Origin of the sequence: Campylobacter sp. US50a (assembly GCF_004379015.1) — a bacterium.
GTDB classification, from domain to species: Bacteria; Campylobacterota; Campylobacteria; order Campylobacterales; family Campylobacteraceae; genus Campylobacter_D; species Campylobacter_D jejuni.
Genome location: NZ_RYYJ01000002.1, coordinates 23,629 through 42,519, shown reverse-complemented (window position 1 = coordinate 42,519; position 18,891 = coordinate 23,629). Strand labels below are relative to the sequence as shown.

The following is an 18,891-nucleotide window of genomic DNA, read 5'->3' as shown; positions in this document are numbered from 1 at the left end:
AACATGCGTCATCTCATCACTACAAAGGATTTTAATAAAGTCGAAATTATGGAGCTTTTTAAAGAAGCAAGTGATTTCTTAGATGAAAAACCTAGAACTTTTCTTAAAGGAAAAAGTATCACGACAATTTTTTTTGAAAACTCTACACGCACCCTTTCATCTTTTGAAAGCGCTGCAAGAAGATTAGGTGCTAGGGTTTTACGCCTTGATGTTTCAAGATCAAGCTCTAGCAAAGGAGAAACTCTTTATGATACTGCTACTAATTTAGATGCGATGAGTCCTAATGCTATTATTATAAGACACGCAAACTCAGGAGTTCCTTTGATATTGGCAAAGCATATGCATTGTCCAGTTGTTAATGGAGGAGATGGAAAACACGCCCATCCTACCCAAGCTTTGCTAGATTTATTCACTATTTATAATCATTTTCAAGGTGATGTCAAAGGTAAGAAAATTTGCATCGTAGGTGATATCAAAAATTCCCGTGTTGCAGCGTCCAATATAGAACTTTTAAGCAGATTTAATCTTGATATTACCCTAGTAGCTCCACCACATTTTATGCCTAATACCCATCTTAAAAAACATTATAAGCTTGATGAGAATATCATAGCAAATTCAGATATTATCATGAGTCTTAGAACACAAACAGAAAGACATAATAAAACCGTTTATGCTTCACTTAAAGACTATGCAAATGATTTTTGTATTCAAAAAAGCTTAGTAAAAGATAAAAAGCTTATTTTACTACATCCAGGCCCTGTAAATCGCAATATTGACATAAGCGATGAAATGATGAGCGATGAAAGAACTTTAGTTTTAAAACAAGTTAAAAATGGAGTGGCCATTAGAATGGCTGTTCTTAAAAAACTCATATTAGAAAATGAAGGATAAAAAATGTTAGAATGGGATTTAAGTGCTTTATTCCACGATAAAGAAGCATTACAAAATTTTACACAAGATCAAATCCAACAAAGTTTAAATTTCAAAAAAAACTATGAAAATAAACTTTATACATTAAATGCTAATGAGTTTTTACAAGCTTTAAAAGATTATGAAAATTTAAATCAAGCCCTTGGCAAAATCATGACTTATGCTTATTTGCTTTTTGCTAAAAACACTCAAAATGGTTCTTTTTACGCACAATACGAAGAAGAATGCAAAAAAATAGAAGAAAATTTACTCTTTTTCGAGCTTGAATTTTGTGAGTTAGCTCCTGAAAAAAGTCAAGAATTTACAACTTTTTGTAAAGATTATGATTTTTATCTTTCTAATTTATTGCAAAACAAACGCTATAATCTTAGCAAAAACGAAGAACGCATTATGCTCTATCTTTCAAATACAGGTGCAAATGCTTTTAGTAGGCTTTTTGATGAAAGTATGAGTGCTTTAAAAATCCCTTTTGAAGGTAAAAAACTTAGCGAAGAAGAAATTCTAAGCAAAATGTATGACGAAGATAGAAAGATACGCAAAAAAGCTGCTAAAAAATTCAGTAAAGTTTTGCAAAAAAATAGCAGACTTTTAAGTTTTATTATCAATATGATAAAAACAGAAAGAAAAAATATAAGCTTATTAAGAGGTTATGAAAATGCTGAAATTTCAAGACATATCAGCAATCAAATTTCGCAAAAAAGCGTTGATTCCTTGATAGCAAGTGCGCAAAAACATTTTAACTTAGTATCGCAATTTTACAAAAGAAAAAAACAAATTTTGGGCTATGATGAGCTTAAAGACTATGATAGATATGCACCCATAGGAAAAGAAGCAAGTTTTGATTTTAAAACAAGTAAAAATATTGTTTTAGAGGCATTTCAAGCTTTTTCTTCTCAATTTTATGATATAGCAAAAAATGCTTTTGATCAAGGCTGGATTGATGTTTATCCACAAGAAAATAAACAAGGGGGTGCTTTTTCACATTCTGCAACTTCTGATGCACATCCTTTTGTTTTATTAAACTACACCGATAAAAGGCGTGATCTTTTTACACTTGCACATGAATTAGGACACACCATCCATCAAAAACTTTCTTATAATGTAAGCTATTTAAATCAAAACACGCCTTTAACCACCGCAGAAACAGCTTCAGTTTTTGCTGAAATGCTCGTATTTGATTTTATTAAAGATAAGTTAAAAAAAGAAGAACTCCTATCTTTATATGCAAATAAAATCGAAGATATTTTTGCAACTTTTTATAGACAAATTAATTTTACTTGTTTTGAAAGACGCTTACATGCTCAAGAAAATGAACTTAGCACCGAAGAAATCAATAAAATTTGGATGGAAGAATCTCAAAAGATGTTTCAAGACAGCGTAAAACTTACAAAAAATTATGCTTCTTGGTGGAGTTATATTCCTCATTTTATCCATTCTCCTTTTTACTGCTATGCTTATGCTTATGCTCAACTTTTAGTTTTAGCTCTTTATGGACTTTACAAAAGAAAAAAATGTGAAAATTTTAAAGAACTCTATATCAAAATGCTTTCTTTGGGTGGAAGCGTGAGTCCAAAAGAACTAGTAGGAATGTTTGGATTTGATATAGAAGATGAAGATTTTTGGGAAATAGGCATAAAAGAAATTCAAAAACTCATCAATGAATTTATGGAGTTACAATCATGCTAGAAACAATCTTAAAAAATGAAAATTTTATCCATACCATGCAAAAGCATTGCTATGAAGTTATTTCACATCTTATAGAAGAAAATATAGAATTTTCTATAGTTGCAAATACAAATTTCATAGATTTTAACCCTGAACTTCCCAAAGAGCTTGATGTTAAACAAAATCCTTATGCTCTTTTTGCTCTTGGAGGATACACCTTTGAATCCATACAACTAAATAAAGATTTCATTCAATTTCACGCAGGTTTTGGAAATGATGATTTTGATAGTTTTGTAAAGGTTGATTTAGGAGCTATCACGCAAATTCAAATAGAAAATAGCATTTTATTTGTTAATTTTAGCCTTTATAAACGCGAAGATAGTAAAAATTTACAAAAATCTAAAAATATATTTTTAAATAATCCAAAAAATAAAGATATTTTCAAAAAATGAATCTATTTGAAGATTTAAATGATAGTCAAAAACAGGCAGTAAGCCACATTGATGGAGCTATGCTTATCCTAGCAGGTGCAGGTAGTGGAAAAACTAAAACTATTACTACTCGTCTTGCTTATCTTATCGGTGAAGTAGGCATCCCCTCGCATAACACTCTTACTCTTACTTTTACAAATAAAGCAGCTAGTGTTATGCGTCATAGAGCATTAAATTTTCTACAAGGCAATCACAATCCTTTGCTTTGCACCTTTCATAAATTTGGACTTTTATTTTTAAAACTCCATTTTGAAAGATTGGAGCGTAAAAATAGTTTTATTGTTATCGATACAGATGATACAAAAAAAATAATTAAAGACTTAATCCATGATAAAAACAAAGATAATGTCTATGATATTATCAAATACATATCTTATTGCAAAAATGAAGGCAAAAGAGTAAGCAATGTCTTTGAAGATTTAAATTTACTAAAAGAACATAATTTTGAAAAATATCAAAATGAATACAAATTTGCCAACTATTACCGTGCTTATGAAGAATACTTATTAAAACAAAATTTTGTAGATTTTGATGATCTTTTATTGCTAAGCAATCTCATTTTGGAAAATGATATAAATTTTGCCAAAGAACAAAGCTTACTTTATAATTACATTACAGTTGATGAGTATCAAGATACTAATACCTTGCAATATAAAATTCTAAAAAATCTATGTTGTATGCATGAAAATATCACAGTTGTTGGTGATGATGATCAAAGTATTTATAGTTGGCGTGGAGCAAAAATTGAAAATATTTTAAATTTTCAAAACGATTTTAAAAATGTTAAACTTGTAAAACTTGAACAAAACTATCGTTCAGTAGGGACTATTTTACAAGCAGCAAATAATCTCATATCTCACAATGAGCAACGACTTGGAAAAACTTTAATCTGCACTAAAGATACTGGGGAAAATATTAAAATATTAAAAAACGAAAACGAAAAAGATGAAGGTTTATATATCGCTCAAGAAGTGAAAAAATTGCTAAATTCTGGAGTAGAAGCTAAAGAGATCGCCGTTTTATTTCGAGTTAATGCACTATCAAGAGCAATAGAAGAAGCATTTATGAAGGAAAAAATTTCTTATAAACTGCTTAGCGGTATGCGTTTTTATGAAAGATTAGAAATAAAAGATTTAATCTCGTATCTTAGACTTATCTTAAATCCAAACGATGATTTGTCATTTAGGCGTATTATTAATCGCCCTAAAAGATCCATAGGAGAAAAAGCCCTAAAAAATTTAGAAGAATATGCAAAAAAACGTCAAATTTCACTTTTTGATGCCTTATGTGAAAGCGATGGCGGTGTAGGAATTTTAACAACAAAAAAAGCACAAAATGAAGCAAATATTTTTATACAAAATATTCACACTCTAAAAAGCTACGATAATGCAAAAAAGGTTTTTGATAATATAGAAGAATTATTTAAAATCAAAGATTATTTTTCAGAGCAAGATGATGGAGATGAAAGAATCAGAAATCTTGATGAGTTTTATGCTAATCTAAGAGAAAAACTCAAAGAAGATCCCGAAGCTTCTTTAGAAGATCTACTTAGTGAAATTTCTTTATTAAGTGATCAAGATAATTTAGATGAAGAATGTGTTTGCTTGATGAGTATTCATGCTAGCAAAGGTTTGGAATTCGATTATGTTTTTATAATAGGCTTTGATGAAGGATTTTTTCCTTTAAATAGCGAAGAAAATCTCGAAGAAGAACGCCGTCTTGCTTATGTTGCCATCACTCGCGCCAAGAAATTTCTCACAATAAGTGTTGCAAATTCTCGTTTTTATCATGGTTCAAGAGCAAATATCAATCCTAGTCGCTTCTTAGAAGAAAGTAAATTAATCAATGAAAAATCAAAAAATCAAAATATACAAAAAACTAGTTTTTGCAAAGGAGATCTAGTTAAACATAAAATTTTTGGCATTGGCAGGGTTGTTGAAGTTAATAAAAGAGGAAAAGAGGAACAGCTTAATATTAATTTTGGTGGCATAATGCGTGTAATCATGGCAAGCTTTGTGGAAAAAGCAGTATGAACAAGATCTTTGCAGCCTTTAAACCAAGGGGTTTGAGCTCTAATGCCTTTTTAAGCACTTTAAAGAAAAAATATAAAAATAAAAAAGCAGGATATTCTGGCACTCTTGATCCTTTCGCCAAAGGGATTTTAATCGTTGCATTTGGACAATACACAAAACTTTTCCGTTTTTTAAAAAAAACTCCAAAAACCTATAAAGCTACTTTATGGCTTGGAGTTTACTCCTTAAGTCTTGATGATCAAAATATAAAAGAAATTAAAAATATAAAAGAATTTGATCTTGCAAATTTACAACAAATCGTTGATCAAATGCAAGGAATTATCTCCTATACACCACCGCAATTTAGCGCCAAAAGAATCAATGGAACTCGCGCCTATGAACTTGCAAAAAAAGGTATAGAAGTAAATTTAAAACCTTGTCAAATGGAAGTATTTGATTGCAAGATCTTAAGCTATAATCATCCTTTTTTAAATATTGAAATCACAGTCAGTGAAGGTGCTTATATAAGATCTTATTGCGAACTTTTTGCTAGAAAACTAGGTATTAATGCGACTTTAAGCTCTTTAGAGCGCATTAAAGAAGGTAAATTTGTTTATAATAATGAGAAAAGCTTAAATGTGTTAAAATACATTAACCTAAAGCCAAATTTTATCAAGAATTTAAGTAAACTCGAAAATGGTGCTAAAATTTTTGTCGAAGAATTAGAATTTCATGATGAAGGAGATTATTATATTGAAACAGAAAAATATTTTAGCGTAATTAATATTAAAGAAAATACAGTAAAATATCTTCTGAATAAGGTTGAAAAATGTTAATATTATCAAGAAAAGAAAATGAAAGTATAATTATCGGAGAAGGTATAGAAATCAAAGTCGTTCAAACAGGGAAAGGATATGCCAAAATAGGCATAGAAGCTCCAAAATCTCTTATGATACTTAGAAAAGAACTTGTTCAACAAGTAAAGGATGAAAATTTGCATTCTGTTGTTCAGAATGATATTAAACTTGATGACTTAAGCAAAAAACTAATCAAATGAAAGCTTACGCTAAAGCAAATATTTTTTTAAAACTTACCGGTTTTGACTCAAGAAAATATCATCTTTTAGAATCACGATTTATACTTTTAAAAGATCTTTTTGATGAGCTTGAGCTTGTTGATAAAGAATCAGACTCTAAAAAAGAATTTGAAATCATTAGTAATTTTAAATGCGAAAATAATATTATTCAAAAGGCTTATTTGCTACTTTCTAAAAGATATAATAACGAATTAAAAGAATTATTTAGCAAAAAAAGCCTAAAACTCACAAAAAATATCCCAGTATGTGCTGGGCTTGGTGGTGGAAGTAGCGATTGTGCGAGTTTTTTACTACTAATGAATGAAACCCTAAATTTAAAATTAAACCTACAAGAACTTATAAATTTAAGCATACAACTAGGAAGTGATATTGCCTTTTTTTTAAGTGGCTTTCACTCTGCTAATGTAAGTGGCTGTGGTGAAATTATAAAAGAATTTGAAGATGACACACCTAATTTAAAATGGACTTTTCCACAAATATCTTGCCAAACTAAAGCTGTTTATGATGAATTTGATAGAGGAATATTTGACTTTCAAAAAAACAATAATCAAGCGCAAATCTACAAAAAACTCAGCACAAAAGAGTTGTTACAAAACTTTAAAAACAAAGAATTAAATGATTTATTTACTCCTTGTGCAACTTTATATCCTAAAATGAAGTCTTACTTACAAGAAGATTTTTTTCTAAGCGGTAGCGGTAGTAGTGTTTTTAAGGTTGATCGATGAAAATTATTGCGAGAAATAAAAAAGCTTTATTTGATTATAGGATCATAGAACGCTTTGAAGCCGGAATTGTCCTTAAGGGAAGTGAAGTTGTAGCTTTAAGAGCAGGAAGAGCAAATCTTAAAGACTCTTTTGTTCGCATTATAAAAAATGAGATTTTTTTACTTAATTCTCATATTTCATTGCTTCATACTACACATTCTTTCTATAAACACGAAGAAAGAGGTGCTAGAAAGCTTTTAATGCATAGAAAGCAAATTGATAAATTATTAGGTAAAGTAAGTATAGAAGGATATACTATCGTTGCATTAGATCTTTATTTTAACACAAAAAATAAAGTAAAAGCCACTCTTGCTTTAGCTAAAGGGAAAAATTTGCACGACAAGCGTGAAACTTTAAAGAAAAAGCAAGCCGATTTAGAAGCTAGAGCTGCTATGAAAAATTATAAATAAAGGAAATTAAATGAAAAAAATTTTAACCCTATTTTTAATAAGTTTAGCATTTTTTCTTAATGCTTGCTCCAAAGAAGAAGAAATTCAAAATGATTTTATGTTTGAAGAGTATCACAAAGGAGATAAAATAGTATTAAATAGTGTAAATGGTGGAAGCAAAACTTTAATAAGAACAGATAAAGGTTTTGTGGTAGAAGGAGAGGAAGGAAAAGTTCTAATGTTTGATTTTTTTGGCACTTTTTGCACCCCATGCAAAGAAGAAGCTTTAGATCTTAGCAAACTTTGGAAAAATAATTCTAGCAAATTTATCATTATAGGACTTACACATTTTGAAGATGTTAGCGATGAAACAGTTAAAAAATTCGCAGATGATTATGGTGCTTACTATTTTCTAAGCAATGGCAGTTCTAATGATCGTATTATTGCTCAAATTTTAAAAGATATAGACTATCAAAATATGGAGCAACTTCCTTTTAAAGTTGTTTTAAAAAATGGAATTTATCAAAAAATAAGCGATTACTGGAATAATAATACTCCAACAAATTTTTATCTTGGCAAAATTCCAACAGAACTCATGCAAGAAGATTTAAATAAAATCTACAAAGGAAAATAATGCCAAAAACCCAAACTCTAGAGCAGACAAAACTTAGTGAACCAAAAATGTATAAAGTTATACTCTTAAATGATGATGTAACAACCATGGATTTTGTCATAGAAATTTTGATGAATATTTTTCATCAAAACCTTGAAAAAGCAAGTCAAACAATGTTAGAAATTCATCACAATGGTTCTGGAATTTGTGGCATTTACACTCAAGAAATAGCTCTTTCAAAACAAAAAAAAGTTATAGATGCGGCTAAACTTGCTAATTTTCCACTACAAGCAAAGGTAGAAGAAGAATGAAATACCAAGAAAATTTACAAAAATATCTTGATAATGCCAAAAATCTAAGCTTAATAAACCACCATGAATTTGTTACCTGTGAGCATGTACTGTTTGCATTACTAAAACTAAGCACTGATTTTAAGGATATATTTGAAGAATTTTCAGATGGAGATCTTAAACTTCTAGAAACTGAATTAAAAAATTACATTTCTCAAAACAATCAAATTATTAAACAAGAAATAGAACCTACAATATCTGTTGTTTTAGATGAAATCTTACTTTCACTTAAAAATAAAAATAATGAAATTAAAATTATAGATTTTTTAGAAAAGCTCATACAGGATTCAAGAAGTTATTCTAGCTATCTCTTAAAAAAACACAACATAAATCTTAACAAAATTCAAGAACTTCAAAATCATGAAAATATACAAAATTTAAGCAACCACACAAGTGATTTAACACTTTTAGCTCAAAATGGCAAGATTGATCCTTTAATAGGAAGAAAATTTGAACTTGAAAGAATGATGCAAATTCTTTCACGTCGCAAAAAAAATAATCCTATTTTAGTAGGAGAGGCAGGAGTTGGTAAAACGGCCATTGTAGAAGGATTAGCATTGGCTATTGCGGAAAAAAAGGTGCCTAAAAACTTACAAAATGCAAAAATTTTTAGTCTTGATATGGCTAGTATACTTGCGGGAACAAAATACCGTGGAGATTTTGAGAAAAGAATTAAAGAAATTTTAAATGAACTTGAGAAAATACCCAATGCTATTTTATTTATTGATGAAATTCACACTATAGTAGGAGCTGGAAATACAGGAGAATCTCATACTGATTTTTCCAATCTTTTAAAACCGGCTCTAAGTAATGGAACTTTAAAATGCATAGGTGCAACAACTTTTATGGAATATAAAAATACTTTTGATAAAAATAAACCCCTAAGTCGCCGTTTTGCTAAAATAAATGTAGATGAACCAAGCCAAGAAGAAAGCTTGCAAATTCTGAAAGGATTAAAAAACAAATATGAAGAATTTCATCATATAAAATTAAACGATGAAATTCTTCAATATGCTGTAATTTGGGGTAAAAAATTTTTTAATGATAAATTTTTACCTGATTGTGCTATAGATCTGGTCGATGAACTTGGTGCTTCTTTTGCTTTAAATCCAAAAGCTAAAAAAAATGCCAATTTAAAAGATTTAGAAAATGTTTTAGCAAAAATGACCCACCATCACAAAATGTTTGAATTCGATCAAAATAAAGCTTTAATGAATTTAAAAGCAAATTTAAAAGCAAAAATTTTTGGCCAAGATGAAGTTATAGATAGCCTTGTTTCATCACTTAAGCAAAGTTTCGCAGGATTTAAAAATTCCAATACACCACGCGGAGTGTTTTTGTTTACTGGATCAAGTGGAGTTGGAAAAACAGAACTTTGCAAAGCTTTAGCTGAATTTTTAGGTTTAAATTTAGAACGCTTTGATATGAGTGAATATGCAGAAAAACATGCTATAAGTAAACTAATAGGATCTCCAGCTGGATATATAGGTTTTGAAGAGGGTGGACTTTTAAGCAATGCTATCCGCAAAAATCCTTTCAGTCTTGTTCTTTTTGACGAAATAGAAAAGGCTCATCCTGATTTAAGTAATACCTTTTTACAGATTTTTGACAATGCTGAACTCACCGACAATAGCGGTCTTAAAGTAGATTTTAAAAATACAATCATTATTATGACATCCAATCTAGGACTTAAAGAAAGCAATGAGCTTGGTTTTTTAAGTAAAAATGAAGAAAAAAGTAATCGTGCTATCAAAGACTTTTTTGCTCCAGAATTTATTAATCGCATTGATAAAATTTTACATTTTAATGATTTAAACGATGCTATACTTGTTAAAATTATCGAAAAAGAACTTGATGAAATTTCTAAAAATTTAAATAATATAAAATTATCAGCGGATGATAAAGCTAAAATTTATTTAGCTAAAAAAGCCTATAATAAAGAATTTGGAGTAAGGCTTTTAAAACGCATAATTTCTGAGGAGATAGGAGAAAAAATCAGTGATGAAATTTTATTCGGAAAGCTTAAAAAAGGCGGTATAGCTAAAATCAAACTTGGTAAAAATGGAAAGCTCGAATTTATATTCTAAATTACTCAATGCACCTAAAAATGCTCCTGTATTTTTAAGTCAAAATTTAGAAGCTGATTTTATTGTAAAAGCTTATACTTTTGGTCTATTCCCATGGACAAGTAAACCTGTAACTTGGTGGTGTCCAGATCCTAGATGCATTTTAATTCCAAATCAAATTCACATCCAAAAAAATATGAAAAAATTTATTAATCTCTATCAAATTAAACTTGATTATGATTTTTTAAAATTAATTACATTATGTCGCGATACACGCTCTCAAAGCTGGATAGATGATGAATTTATTACCACTTATTATAAGTTATTTACCCAAGGCTATGCGCATAGCCTTGAACTTTATGAAAATAATGAACTTATAGGTGGAATTTATGGTTTAATTTTAGGCAAGGTTTTCTTTGGTGAAAGCATGGTAAGCATTAAAAAAAATGCATCTAAAGTTGCCATGATTAAACTTTGTGATTTATTAAAACCTTATGATTTTATCATAGATTGTCAAGTTTATAACCAACATTTAGAATTTATGGGTGCTCATAATATTTCTAGGAAAGAATTTTTAAATATTTTAAAAGAAAAATGCAATCAAGAAAGTGGTTTTAAAAATTTTAAAGATTTAATTACTTAAAAAATAAGCGTGAAAATCACGCTTATGACATTGCTTTAGCAACTTCAGCAGAGCTTTCACGAATTTTCTCCATACATTCTCTTGCTTCTTTTGCAAGTTCAACACTCTGATTAACATCCTCTAAACCGCTTTTAATACTCTCAACCACTTGTGATGTAACATTACGAATAGAATTAATCGTAGTGGTAATTTCATTAACTGAATGCCCTGTTCTTTCGGCTAAATTTCTTACTTCATCAGCAACAACAGCAAAACCTCTACCATGTTCACCAGCACGCGCTGCCTCAATAGCAGCATTTAAAGCAAGCAGATTAGTCTGATCAGCAATATCACTAATAGTCTGAATAATAGATTTAATTTCATCTGATTGTTGATTTAATGAAGAAACAAGATTTGAACTTTGAGACATCATATCAGCAATATTCTGAACATTTGAAACAGTGTTTTCAATTACACGATCTCCATCTTGAGTAAGATTATCATTTTTTTCTGCAAGTTCGCTTATGAGGCGAAGTTTTTCTTGATCTTTTTTAACTTGTTCGCTTATATCTGTAGCAAATTTAATAACCTTGTAAATTTTCCCATCATCATTTTTAACCGGATTATAACTTGCTTCAAGGTATACTTTTTTATTATTTCTTCCGTATCTTATATATTTACCTGATTGAAATTTGCCCTCTCTTAAATCTTCCCAAAATTGAACATAGTCCTTAGAGTGTCTATAATTAGAATCACAGAACATACTATGATGCTTTCCTTTAATCTCATCAATATTAAAATCCATAGTTCTTAAAAAATTTTCATTAGCCGTAATAATAGTCCCATCAGGTTTAAATTCAATAATAGCCATAGAACGATTAGCAGCAGCAATAGTATTTCTAAGATCAAGCATTTCATAATGTCTTTGAGTTATATCATTGGCAAATTTAATAATTTTATAAACATGACCATTATTATCACTAATTGGAAGATAATTTGCTTCTAAATAAACATCTATCCCTCCCTTAGCTATACGTCTAAAAAGACCACTTCTAGCTTTTCCATCTCTTAAATCTTTCCAAAAATCACTATATGCTGAAGAATTAACAACTTCAGGCAAACAAAACATACTATGATGCTTGCCCTTGATCTCTGAAAGGGAGTATTTCATAGTTGTTAAAAAATTTTGATTTGCCTCTAAAATAACGCCATCGGTGGTAAATTCAATTACCGCCATGGTATTCCCAATAGATCTTAAAATATCTCCTAAACCATTACACTTTTTTTCAAGTTGTTCAATTATTTCAGTATTATTTTTCTTAGCACCAAACATAAAACTCACCTTTTTAATAATAAATTATTTTAAAATTATATCATATTTATATAGTATTATTTACTTAAAATTATATTAATTTATAAGTTAAATATATCCTTTAAACCTACAATAATCATCTTAAATCCCATAGCAGCAATAAACACTTGTGCTATGCGAGAAAAAACATGTAAAATCAATTTTCCAACTATTTTTTCTATAGTAGCTGCAAAATGAAAAAGTACAAACATAAATATAAAAGCTATCATTACTCCGCCAAGAGCAACATCAAGCCCACCATCTTCGGCTATAACGACAATACTAGCTAAAGTTCCAGGTCCAACAAGCATAGGAAATGCCATAGGTATTAAACTCTGTCTTAAAATTTCCTTATCATCCATATCCTGATAAGAACTAAAATCCTTAGTTACAATTTTTGTTGAAAAAAGTAAATTTTTAATAGCCATTACAATAAGAACCAAACCACCAGAAACCCTTAAATCATCTAATGAAACTCTAAAAATATAGTTCATAAATAAAGGTCCTGATAATAAAAATACCAAAACTATAGTAAAAGCTGTATAGACAATAGTTCTAAAAAGTTTTTTCCGAAGCATTAAAGGCAATCCATCACTCATAGCCAAAAATTGAGTTAAATTACCAAAAGGATTTAAGATGGCAAGTAAAGTAATTGCAGCAAAAAATATCAAATAAAGCTCAGAACCCATACTAGAAAACATTATCAATCCTTAGTTTTTACAAATTCCAAAGAAATAGAATTTACACAATGTCTTACATTTTTAGCAGAAAACCCCTCTCCTTCAAAAACATGACCTAAATGTCCATTGCAGTTTGCACACACAATCTCGGTTCTAATCCCATCTTTATCAGGAATTCTTTTAATAGCTCCTCTTATTTCATCATCAAAGCTAGGCCATCCACAACCTGATTTAAATTTATCTTCGGATTTATAAAGCGAAGCTCCACATTGCTTGCATTGATAAATTCCTTTTTCATAAAAATCATTATATTTCCCACTAAAAGGAGCTTCTGTTCCTTTATTTAAAATTACTTTTTTTTCTTCTTCATTTAATTCTTTCATGATCTACCCTTGTAAAATAATTTTTATATTATATAATTAAAATTTCAATTTTAAATGATAAATTTTTATAATTTTCAAGAAAGTTTTAAATGCAAAAAGAATTTTTTCAAGAGCTTCAAAATATTTTATATGAAAAAAATACAAATATAAAATTTCACTCTTTTCAAAATTTTTATGAAGACTTTAAAAGCCACAAATTTATTTTTAATCACGAGAATCAAAGCATTTTCAAAAAAAATACATCACAACAAATTACCTTACTTCATCCTACGCGTATAAGAAGACCTAAATTTGTCAATTCAACTCATGCGCTTGCTAAAATAATTCATTCGGTCGCTCATATAGAATTTAATGCAATTAACCTAGCTTTAGATGCTAGTTATCGCTTTAAAAATCTACCTTTGCAATTTTATTACGATTGGCTGGAGGTAGCAGATGAGGAAATTAAACATTTCAAACTTTTAAATTCAGTACTTGAAGAACTTGGTTACAAATATGGAGATTTTCCAGTGCATGATAATTTAGAATCTGCTCTAGAAGCTACAAAAGACTCTTTAAGCTTTAGAATGGGAGTAGTTCATAGAGGTTTAGAAGCTAAAGGGCTTGATGCCAACCCCTTTGTTGTTCAAAAACTTGAAAGCTCCAATCACTCCATTAAAAATCTTTTAATGGAATATCTTGAAATTATACTTAATGATGAAATAAAACACGTTAAAAAAGGAGATACTTGGTGGAAATTTTCAAATCAAAACAAGTATGATTTTATCGAACTTTGCAAAACATTTAAACAATTCTCTCTTGCAGGAAAAAAACTTAACATTCAGGCAAGAATCAAAGCTGGTTTTACTCAAGAAGAATGCGAAGTCATTGAAAAATTTTACTCTTGATTTCTTATCTTAAATTTTGAAACAATAATGGTATATAAAACCCGAATAATTCCATAAAGCACATACAAGCTTGCTAAAATTACTAAACTTTCAAGGGGGTAAAGATATAAAAATGAAAATATTATAATTAACATAATTAAAACTTTTAAAACGCTAGAACGATTAAAATCAAGCTTTTTAAAGCTGGGATAGCGTATATTACTTACCATTAAAAGCCCTAAAATTGCTTGAAGCACCAAAAAAACTACACCATAAGGCTTTAAAAAATCATAACTGATAAACGCATAAGTCCATATAGCACTCACAACTGCTGCAGTAGGTATAGGAAGACCTATAAAAACAGAAGGTTCATAAGTGCCTGTAGTAACATTAAATCTCGCCAAACGAATGGCTCCAAAAACCACAAAAAAAGCCGTAATCAAAGATCCAAGTTTTCCAAAATCATAACCTATAGCCATATAAAAAAGAACCGCTGGAGCAACTCCAAAAGCTACTAGATCGGCTAAAGAATCAAATTCTACTCCAAATTTTGAAGTAGAATTTGTAAGTCTTGCAACACGGCCATCAAGCCCATCGCAAATCAAAGATAAAATAATATAAATCAAAGCTGTATAATAATTTCCATGTATTGAAGCTATAATAGAAATAACCCCTAAAAAAGCTGAAGCAGCTGTAAAAAGATTGGGTAAAATATAAATTAATTGCGGTCTGTTATTCATTATTTTTCCTTACGCAAAATAGCCTAACAATGAACCTGCTTTAATTTCATCATTTAAGCCTATATGAATTCTAGTATCTTTTGGTAAAAGTAAACTTATAGAGCCATTAATTAAAAAACCCATTCTATCTCCTGCTTTTAAATCATGAGAAATATTATCGAGCTTTAATTTTCTATCAAAAGAACCTGCATAAATTCGCAAAGCTATCGTTTTATTCTCTTTAACTTTTGCCAAAATAAAAGCTCTTTCATTCATCATTTTTGCAGATTTTAACTCACTGCACAAAAAAAGCCCGTGTCGTAAACGAATATCTATTATAGACATTGCAAAAGGTGTATTAAAATTCCCAGCATCATAAAGAGCATTTTTAATAGTAATTTCAACACATTCACCTAAATCTTTATGATGAATATTTTCTATTTTAGCAACCCTACCATCTATAGGTGCAAAAATAGCTTTTTCATCACTACAAGCAAGTTCTCTTTTGGGTGCTCTAAAAAGAAAAATACAAATTACAATTAATGCTAATAGTAGGATGGAAAAAGAATAAAAAATCCACACAAAAATAAAAATCAAGCTTAAAATAATAAGACTTAAATATCCATCTTTTGCAATAAAATCTTTCATTCTTCTACTTTAACTTCAATTTTAACTTCTTCGAGCTCTTGCAAACGAGTTGGTAGACTATTTTGTTCCTCAAACTCTTTAATAATCTCACGCACTTTAGCGCCTTCGATAGTCTCTTCTTCATAAAGGGCTGCTACCATAGTCTCAATCGCTCCTTTATAAGTATTTAAAGTATCTTTAACATCTTTATAGCGTTCATCTAAGGTTTTCTTTACATAATCATCTAAAGATTCTGCCATCTTTTCAGAATAATCTTTTATGGTTTGTCCACCACTTAAGAAAGTATTTCTTTGTTTTTCAAGCACCATAAGTCCTGCAATTTCACTCATACCATACATAGAAATCATAGCTTTTATGATATCGGTTGCTCTTTCTAAATCATTACTTGCACCCGTTGAAATTTCACCTATAAACACTTCTTCAGCTGCACGACCACCCAAAAGTACATCTACTTCAGCGATAAGTTCATGTTTTTGCATTAAAAATTTATTTTCCTCAGGAGTATTTAAAGTATAACCTAAAGCCGCAAGACCACGCGGAATCACAGAAACCTTACTTACACGTTTTGCACCTTTGGTAGTTTCAGCGATTAAAGCATGACCACATTCATGATAAGTAACAATTTTCTTTTCTTTTTCATTAATACGACGTGATTTCTTCTCAAGTCCTGCTATAGCTCTTTCAACAGCTTCAACTAAATCATTTTGTTCTACATATTTTTTAGAATCCCTACCCGCTAAAAGTGCCGCTTCATTAATAATATTTGCAAGATCAGCTCCTGCAAGCCCTGCGGTTAAGCGTGCTATGTCTTCTACCTTAACTTTTGGGGAGATTTTTACATCTTTCATGTGCACTTTTAAAATATCACACCTACCTTTAAAATCAGGTTTATCAACTAAAACTTGTCTATCAAACCTTCCTGGTCTTAAAAGCGCTGCATCTAAAACTTCTGGGCGATTTGTTGCTGCTAAAACAATGACTGGAGAACTTTCTGTCCCAAAGCCATCCATTTCAGCCAAAAGCTGATTTAAAGTTTGCTCTCTTTCATCGTTTCCACCCATCATGCCACTTGCCGCACGACTTTTACCTATAGCATCTATTTCATCAATAAAAACAATAGCAGGAGCTTCTTTTTTTGCATTTTCAAACAAATCTCTCACACGAGAAGCACCTACACCCACAAACATTTCTATAAAAGACGAACCTGAAACACTAAAAAACGGCACATCAGCTTCACCTGCAACTGCTTTTGCAAGCAAAGTTTTTCCTGTACCTGGAGGTCCAACAAGCAAAAGTCCTTTTGGAATTTTCGCTCCCAATTTAATATATCTTTCAGGATACTTTAAAAAATCTACAATTTCTTTTACTTCTTCTTTAGCTTCTTCAACACCAGCTACATCGCTAAATTTTACTTTAGGTTTTTCTGAATTTACAAGCTTCTTAGAACTTCCTATACCCAATATAGAACTTCCCATATTTTTTTGCATACGACTTGCCAAAAACATCCAAATACCAAAGAAAATAAATACTGGCAAAACCCATGAAAAAAGTATGTCCGTAAACCAATTTGTTTCAGAATAGGCACCATAAGCGATATTTTTACTATCTAGTAAACTCACAAGCTCAGGATCGTTAACTTTTTTTGCTGTATAAACAGTATTGTGAGAGCTTGAAATTGCTTTGATTGTTGTTTGTCCTATACTAACTTGATTGATTTGTCCACTTTCAATAAGCTTTTTTAACTCAGAATAAGGGACATTTTTATTTACTTCATTACCATTCAATGCCCCACCAAAAGAACCATTACCATCAAAAAATCCCTTAAAAATAATTATCATTACAATTGCAAAAATCGCAAAAATAAAAATGGGATTTTTGTTAAAAAAATTATTACCCTGCGGATTACCCTTATTATTTGGGGTATTATTATTCATTACTTATCCTTTTTATTGTTTTTATATACAAAACTACACCACTCATTGATTTGCATTTCATCAATGAGTTCTAAATCTTGAAATTTTTCTTTAATTCTTGTTGAATATTTATCTAAAATTCCTGACAAAATAAGTATAGCATTATCTTCTAAATGGTTTTTAATATCTTTTTCTAAAATTAAAATCACATCTGCAATGATATTTGCAACAATTAGGTTATATAAACCATTTGCTTTATCTATAGATCCACACCAAGTCTTATGAAAATCGACATCATTTAATCTTGCATTTTCCAAAGAACTATCAATAGCCAACTCATCAGTATCACAAATTTCAACATTACAGCCAAACTTTGCCATGATAATACCTAAAATTCCACTACCGCAACCAAGATCTAAGGCTCTTAATTTACTTTTAGAAAATTTTTGTAAAAATTTTACACAAGAATATGTGCTTTCATGATGTCCTGAGCCAAAGGCTAAGGCTGGATTAATCTTTATATTTATATAATTCTTTTTTTCTTCTTGCCAAGTGGTATGGATATAAACATTATCCACTAAAATAGGTTTTATGCCGTTTTTATATTCTTGTATCCAGTCCTTGTTTTCTTTCTCTACAAGACTTAAATTAGAAATAATTTTATGGTTTAAATTGAAAGTAGTTGTAAGTTTTTGAGCAAATATTTCAAGTGCCCATGAAAGCTCTTCTAAACTCTCATGGGATCTAATATAAACACCATTATCTTTCTCTTCTATAGCTTCTATACCTAAATCAAAAGCAAAATCAAGAAATAAATTTTTATACTGCTCTTCTACGATAAAGAACAATTCGTAATATTTTTTTTGCATTTAGAATTTTAAAAATCAGCCTTTACTCAGCTGCACCTTCTCCACTTCCTATTCCTAAAACATCTTCAAGCTTTTCTTTTAAAACTTGTGGAGTAAAAGGTTTTACAATATAGTTATTTACGCCAGCTTTTAAAGCAGTAATCACTTCAGCTTTTCCGCCCTCAGTTGTAACCATGATAATAGGCATATCTTCATATTTTTTCTCTGCTCTTACTTTTTTTACCAACTCCAAGCCATTCATTTCTGGCATATTCCAATCTGTAATTAAAACTTTTACATCTTCATTTTTAGTTAATAAATCCCAAGCCTCAACGCCATGCTCGGCTTCTAAAACATCATCGTGTCCAAGTCTTGTTAGGGTATTTTTAATAATCCTTCTCATAGTAGAACTGTCATCAACAACTAACAATTTCACAATTTCGTCCTTTCAAAGTTTTTATAGTTTTATTTTACCCTTTTTAGCC

At 29.9% G+C, this 18,891-nt stretch carries 21 protein-coding genes; 13 read left to right on the top strand and 8 right to left on the bottom strand.

Annotation, left to right across the window (positions count from 1 at the left end; translation table 11 throughout):
* The first annotated feature begins 3 nt into the window (after positions 1-3).
* Genes ELQ11_RS01535 through aat form a run of 12 tightly spaced genes read left to right on the top strand, consistent with a single transcriptional unit; the run spans position 4 to position 11,019 of the window.
* Positions 4-891 (top strand): aspartate carbamoyltransferase catalytic subunit, encoded by an 888-nt coding sequence (locus ELQ11_RS01535; RefSeq protein ID WP_070242918.1) that lies wholly within the window; start codon positions 4-6, stop codon positions 889-891.
* A 3-nt stretch (positions 892-894) separates the two neighbouring features.
* Positions 895-2,616, top strand: a complete 1,722-nt coding sequence (locus tag ELQ11_RS01530; RefSeq protein WP_070242917.1) for a M3 family oligoendopeptidase — start codon at positions 895-897, stop codon at positions 2,614-2,616.
* Positions 2,610-3,047, top strand: coding sequence for a hypothetical protein (locus ELQ11_RS01525; RefSeq protein ID WP_002861821.1), 438 nt, complete (start codon positions 2,610-2,612; stop codon positions 3,045-3,047). The genes ELQ11_RS01530 and ELQ11_RS01525 overlap by 7 nt, the downstream gene beginning before the upstream one ends.
* On the top strand, positions 3,044-5,119 hold the full coding sequence (locus tag ELQ11_RS01520; protein WP_002870523.1) for a 3'-5' exonuclease: 2,076 nt from the start codon (positions 3,044-3,046) through the stop codon (positions 5,117-5,119). The genes ELQ11_RS01525 and ELQ11_RS01520 overlap by 4 nt, the downstream gene beginning before the upstream one ends.
* Complete coding sequence (gene truB / locus ELQ11_RS01515) at positions 5,116-5,934, top strand: tRNA pseudouridine(55) synthase TruB (protein WP_002870522.1); 819 nt, start codon at positions 5,116-5,118, stop codon at positions 5,932-5,934. Before ELQ11_RS01520 ends, truB begins: the two co-directional genes overlap by 4 nt.
* Positions 5,928-6,155, top strand: a complete 228-nt coding sequence (csrA, locus tag ELQ11_RS01510) for a carbon storage regulator CsrA (protein WP_002852854.1) — start codon at positions 5,928-5,930, stop codon at positions 6,153-6,155. The genes truB and csrA overlap by 7 nt, the downstream gene beginning before the upstream one ends.
* The gene (locus tag ELQ11_RS01505) at positions 6,152-6,919 is read left to right on the top strand and encodes a 4-(cytidine 5'-diphospho)-2-C-methyl-D-erythritol kinase (RefSeq protein WP_044780194.1); all 768 of its coding nucleotides are present in this window, start codon (positions 6,152-6,154) and stop codon (positions 6,917-6,919) included. The genes csrA and ELQ11_RS01505 overlap by 4 nt, the downstream gene beginning before the upstream one ends.
* The gene (smpB, locus tag ELQ11_RS01500; RefSeq protein ID WP_070242916.1) at positions 6,916-7,368 is read left to right on the top strand and encodes an SsrA-binding protein SmpB; all 453 of its coding nucleotides are present in this window, start codon (positions 6,916-6,918) and stop codon (positions 7,366-7,368) included. Before ELQ11_RS01505 ends, smpB begins: the two co-directional genes overlap by 4 nt.
* A 10-nt stretch (positions 7,369-7,378) precedes the next feature.
* Positions 7,379-7,981, top strand: coding sequence for a TlpA disulfide reductase family protein (locus ELQ11_RS01495; RefSeq protein ID WP_002888338.1), 603 nt, complete (start codon positions 7,379-7,381; stop codon positions 7,979-7,981).
* Positions 7,981-8,271 (top strand): ATP-dependent Clp protease adaptor ClpS, encoded by a 291-nt coding sequence (locus ELQ11_RS01490; RefSeq protein ID WP_002856038.1) that lies wholly within the window; start codon positions 7,981-7,983, stop codon positions 8,269-8,271. The genes ELQ11_RS01495 and ELQ11_RS01490 overlap by 1 nt, the downstream gene beginning before the upstream one ends.
* The gene (locus tag ELQ11_RS01485) at positions 8,268-10,397 is read left to right on the top strand and encodes an AAA family ATPase (protein WP_134225110.1); all 2,130 of its coding nucleotides are present in this window, start codon (positions 8,268-8,270) and stop codon (positions 10,395-10,397) included. Before ELQ11_RS01490 ends, ELQ11_RS01485 begins: the two co-directional genes overlap by 4 nt.
* Positions 10,372-11,019, top strand: coding sequence for a leucyl/phenylalanyl-tRNA--protein transferase (gene aat, locus ELQ11_RS01480; protein ID WP_002826100.1), 648 nt, complete (start codon positions 10,372-10,374; stop codon positions 11,017-11,019). Before ELQ11_RS01485 ends, aat begins: the two co-directional genes overlap by 26 nt.
* 22 nt (positions 11,020-11,041) lie before the next feature.
* Here aat and cetZ read toward each other — a convergent pair whose 3' ends face one another.
* The 3 genes from cetZ to ELQ11_RS01465 all read right to left on the bottom strand — a co-directional run bounded on the left by cetZ (position 11,042) and on the right by ELQ11_RS01465 (position 13,412).
* Positions 11,042-12,331: an energy taxis response protein CetZ gene (gene cetZ / locus ELQ11_RS01475; protein WP_002861827.1), complete on the bottom strand. Its 1,290-nt coding sequence runs from the start codon at positions 12,329-12,331 to the stop codon at positions 11,042-11,044.
* Between the two features lie 80 nt (positions 12,332-12,411).
* Positions 12,412-13,038 carry a MarC family protein gene (locus ELQ11_RS01470; RefSeq protein WP_074486966.1) on the bottom strand — a complete coding sequence of 209 codons (627 nt, stop codon included), beginning with the start codon at positions 13,036-13,038 and terminating at the stop codon, positions 12,412-12,414.
* 14 nt (positions 13,039-13,052) lie between these two features.
* On the bottom strand, positions 13,053-13,412 hold the full coding sequence (locus ELQ11_RS01465; protein ID WP_002861829.1) for a methionine-R-sulfoxide reductase: 360 nt from the start codon (positions 13,410-13,412) through the stop codon (positions 13,053-13,055).
* 89 nt (positions 13,413-13,501) lie between these two features.
* On the opposite strand from ELQ11_RS01465, the gene ELQ11_RS01460 reads away from it, so the two are divergent.
* On the top strand, positions 13,502-14,299 hold the full coding sequence (locus tag ELQ11_RS01460) for a ferritin-like domain-containing protein (protein ID WP_002870517.1): 798 nt from the start codon (positions 13,502-13,504) through the stop codon (positions 14,297-14,299).
* Here ELQ11_RS01460 and pssA read toward each other — a convergent pair.
* Genes pssA through ELQ11_RS01435 form a run of 5 tightly spaced genes read right to left on the bottom strand, consistent with a single transcriptional unit; the run spans position 14,290 to position 18,842 of the window.
* Positions 14,290-15,018, bottom strand: coding sequence for a CDP-diacylglycerol--serine O-phosphatidyltransferase (gene pssA / locus ELQ11_RS01455; protein WP_002870516.1), 729 nt, complete (start codon positions 15,016-15,018; stop codon positions 14,290-14,292). The genes ELQ11_RS01460 and pssA overlap by 10 nt on opposite strands.
* 9 nt (positions 15,019-15,027) lie before the next feature.
* The gene (locus tag ELQ11_RS01450; RefSeq protein WP_052949301.1) at positions 15,028-15,645 is read right to left on the bottom strand and encodes a phosphatidylserine decarboxylase; all 618 of its coding nucleotides are present in this window, start codon (positions 15,643-15,645) and stop codon (positions 15,028-15,030) included.
* Positions 15,642-17,579 (bottom strand): ATP-dependent zinc metalloprotease FtsH, encoded by a 1,938-nt coding sequence (gene ftsH, locus ELQ11_RS01445; protein WP_052949300.1) that lies wholly within the window; start codon positions 17,577-17,579, stop codon positions 15,642-15,644. Before ftsH ends, ELQ11_RS01450 begins: the two co-directional genes overlap by 4 nt.
* Entirely contained in the window at positions 17,579-18,427 is an 849-nt protein-coding gene (locus tag ELQ11_RS01440) for a 50S ribosomal protein L11 methyltransferase (RefSeq protein ID WP_002861833.1), read from the bottom strand. The genes ftsH and ELQ11_RS01440 overlap by 1 nt, the downstream gene beginning before the upstream one ends.
* A gap of 22 nt (positions 18,428-18,449) precedes the next feature.
* Positions 18,450-18,842, bottom strand: coding sequence for a chemotaxis response regulator CheY (locus tag ELQ11_RS01435; protein ID WP_032603349.1), 393 nt, complete (start codon positions 18,840-18,842; stop codon positions 18,450-18,452).
* Between the last annotated feature and the right edge of the window lie 49 nt (positions 18,843-18,891).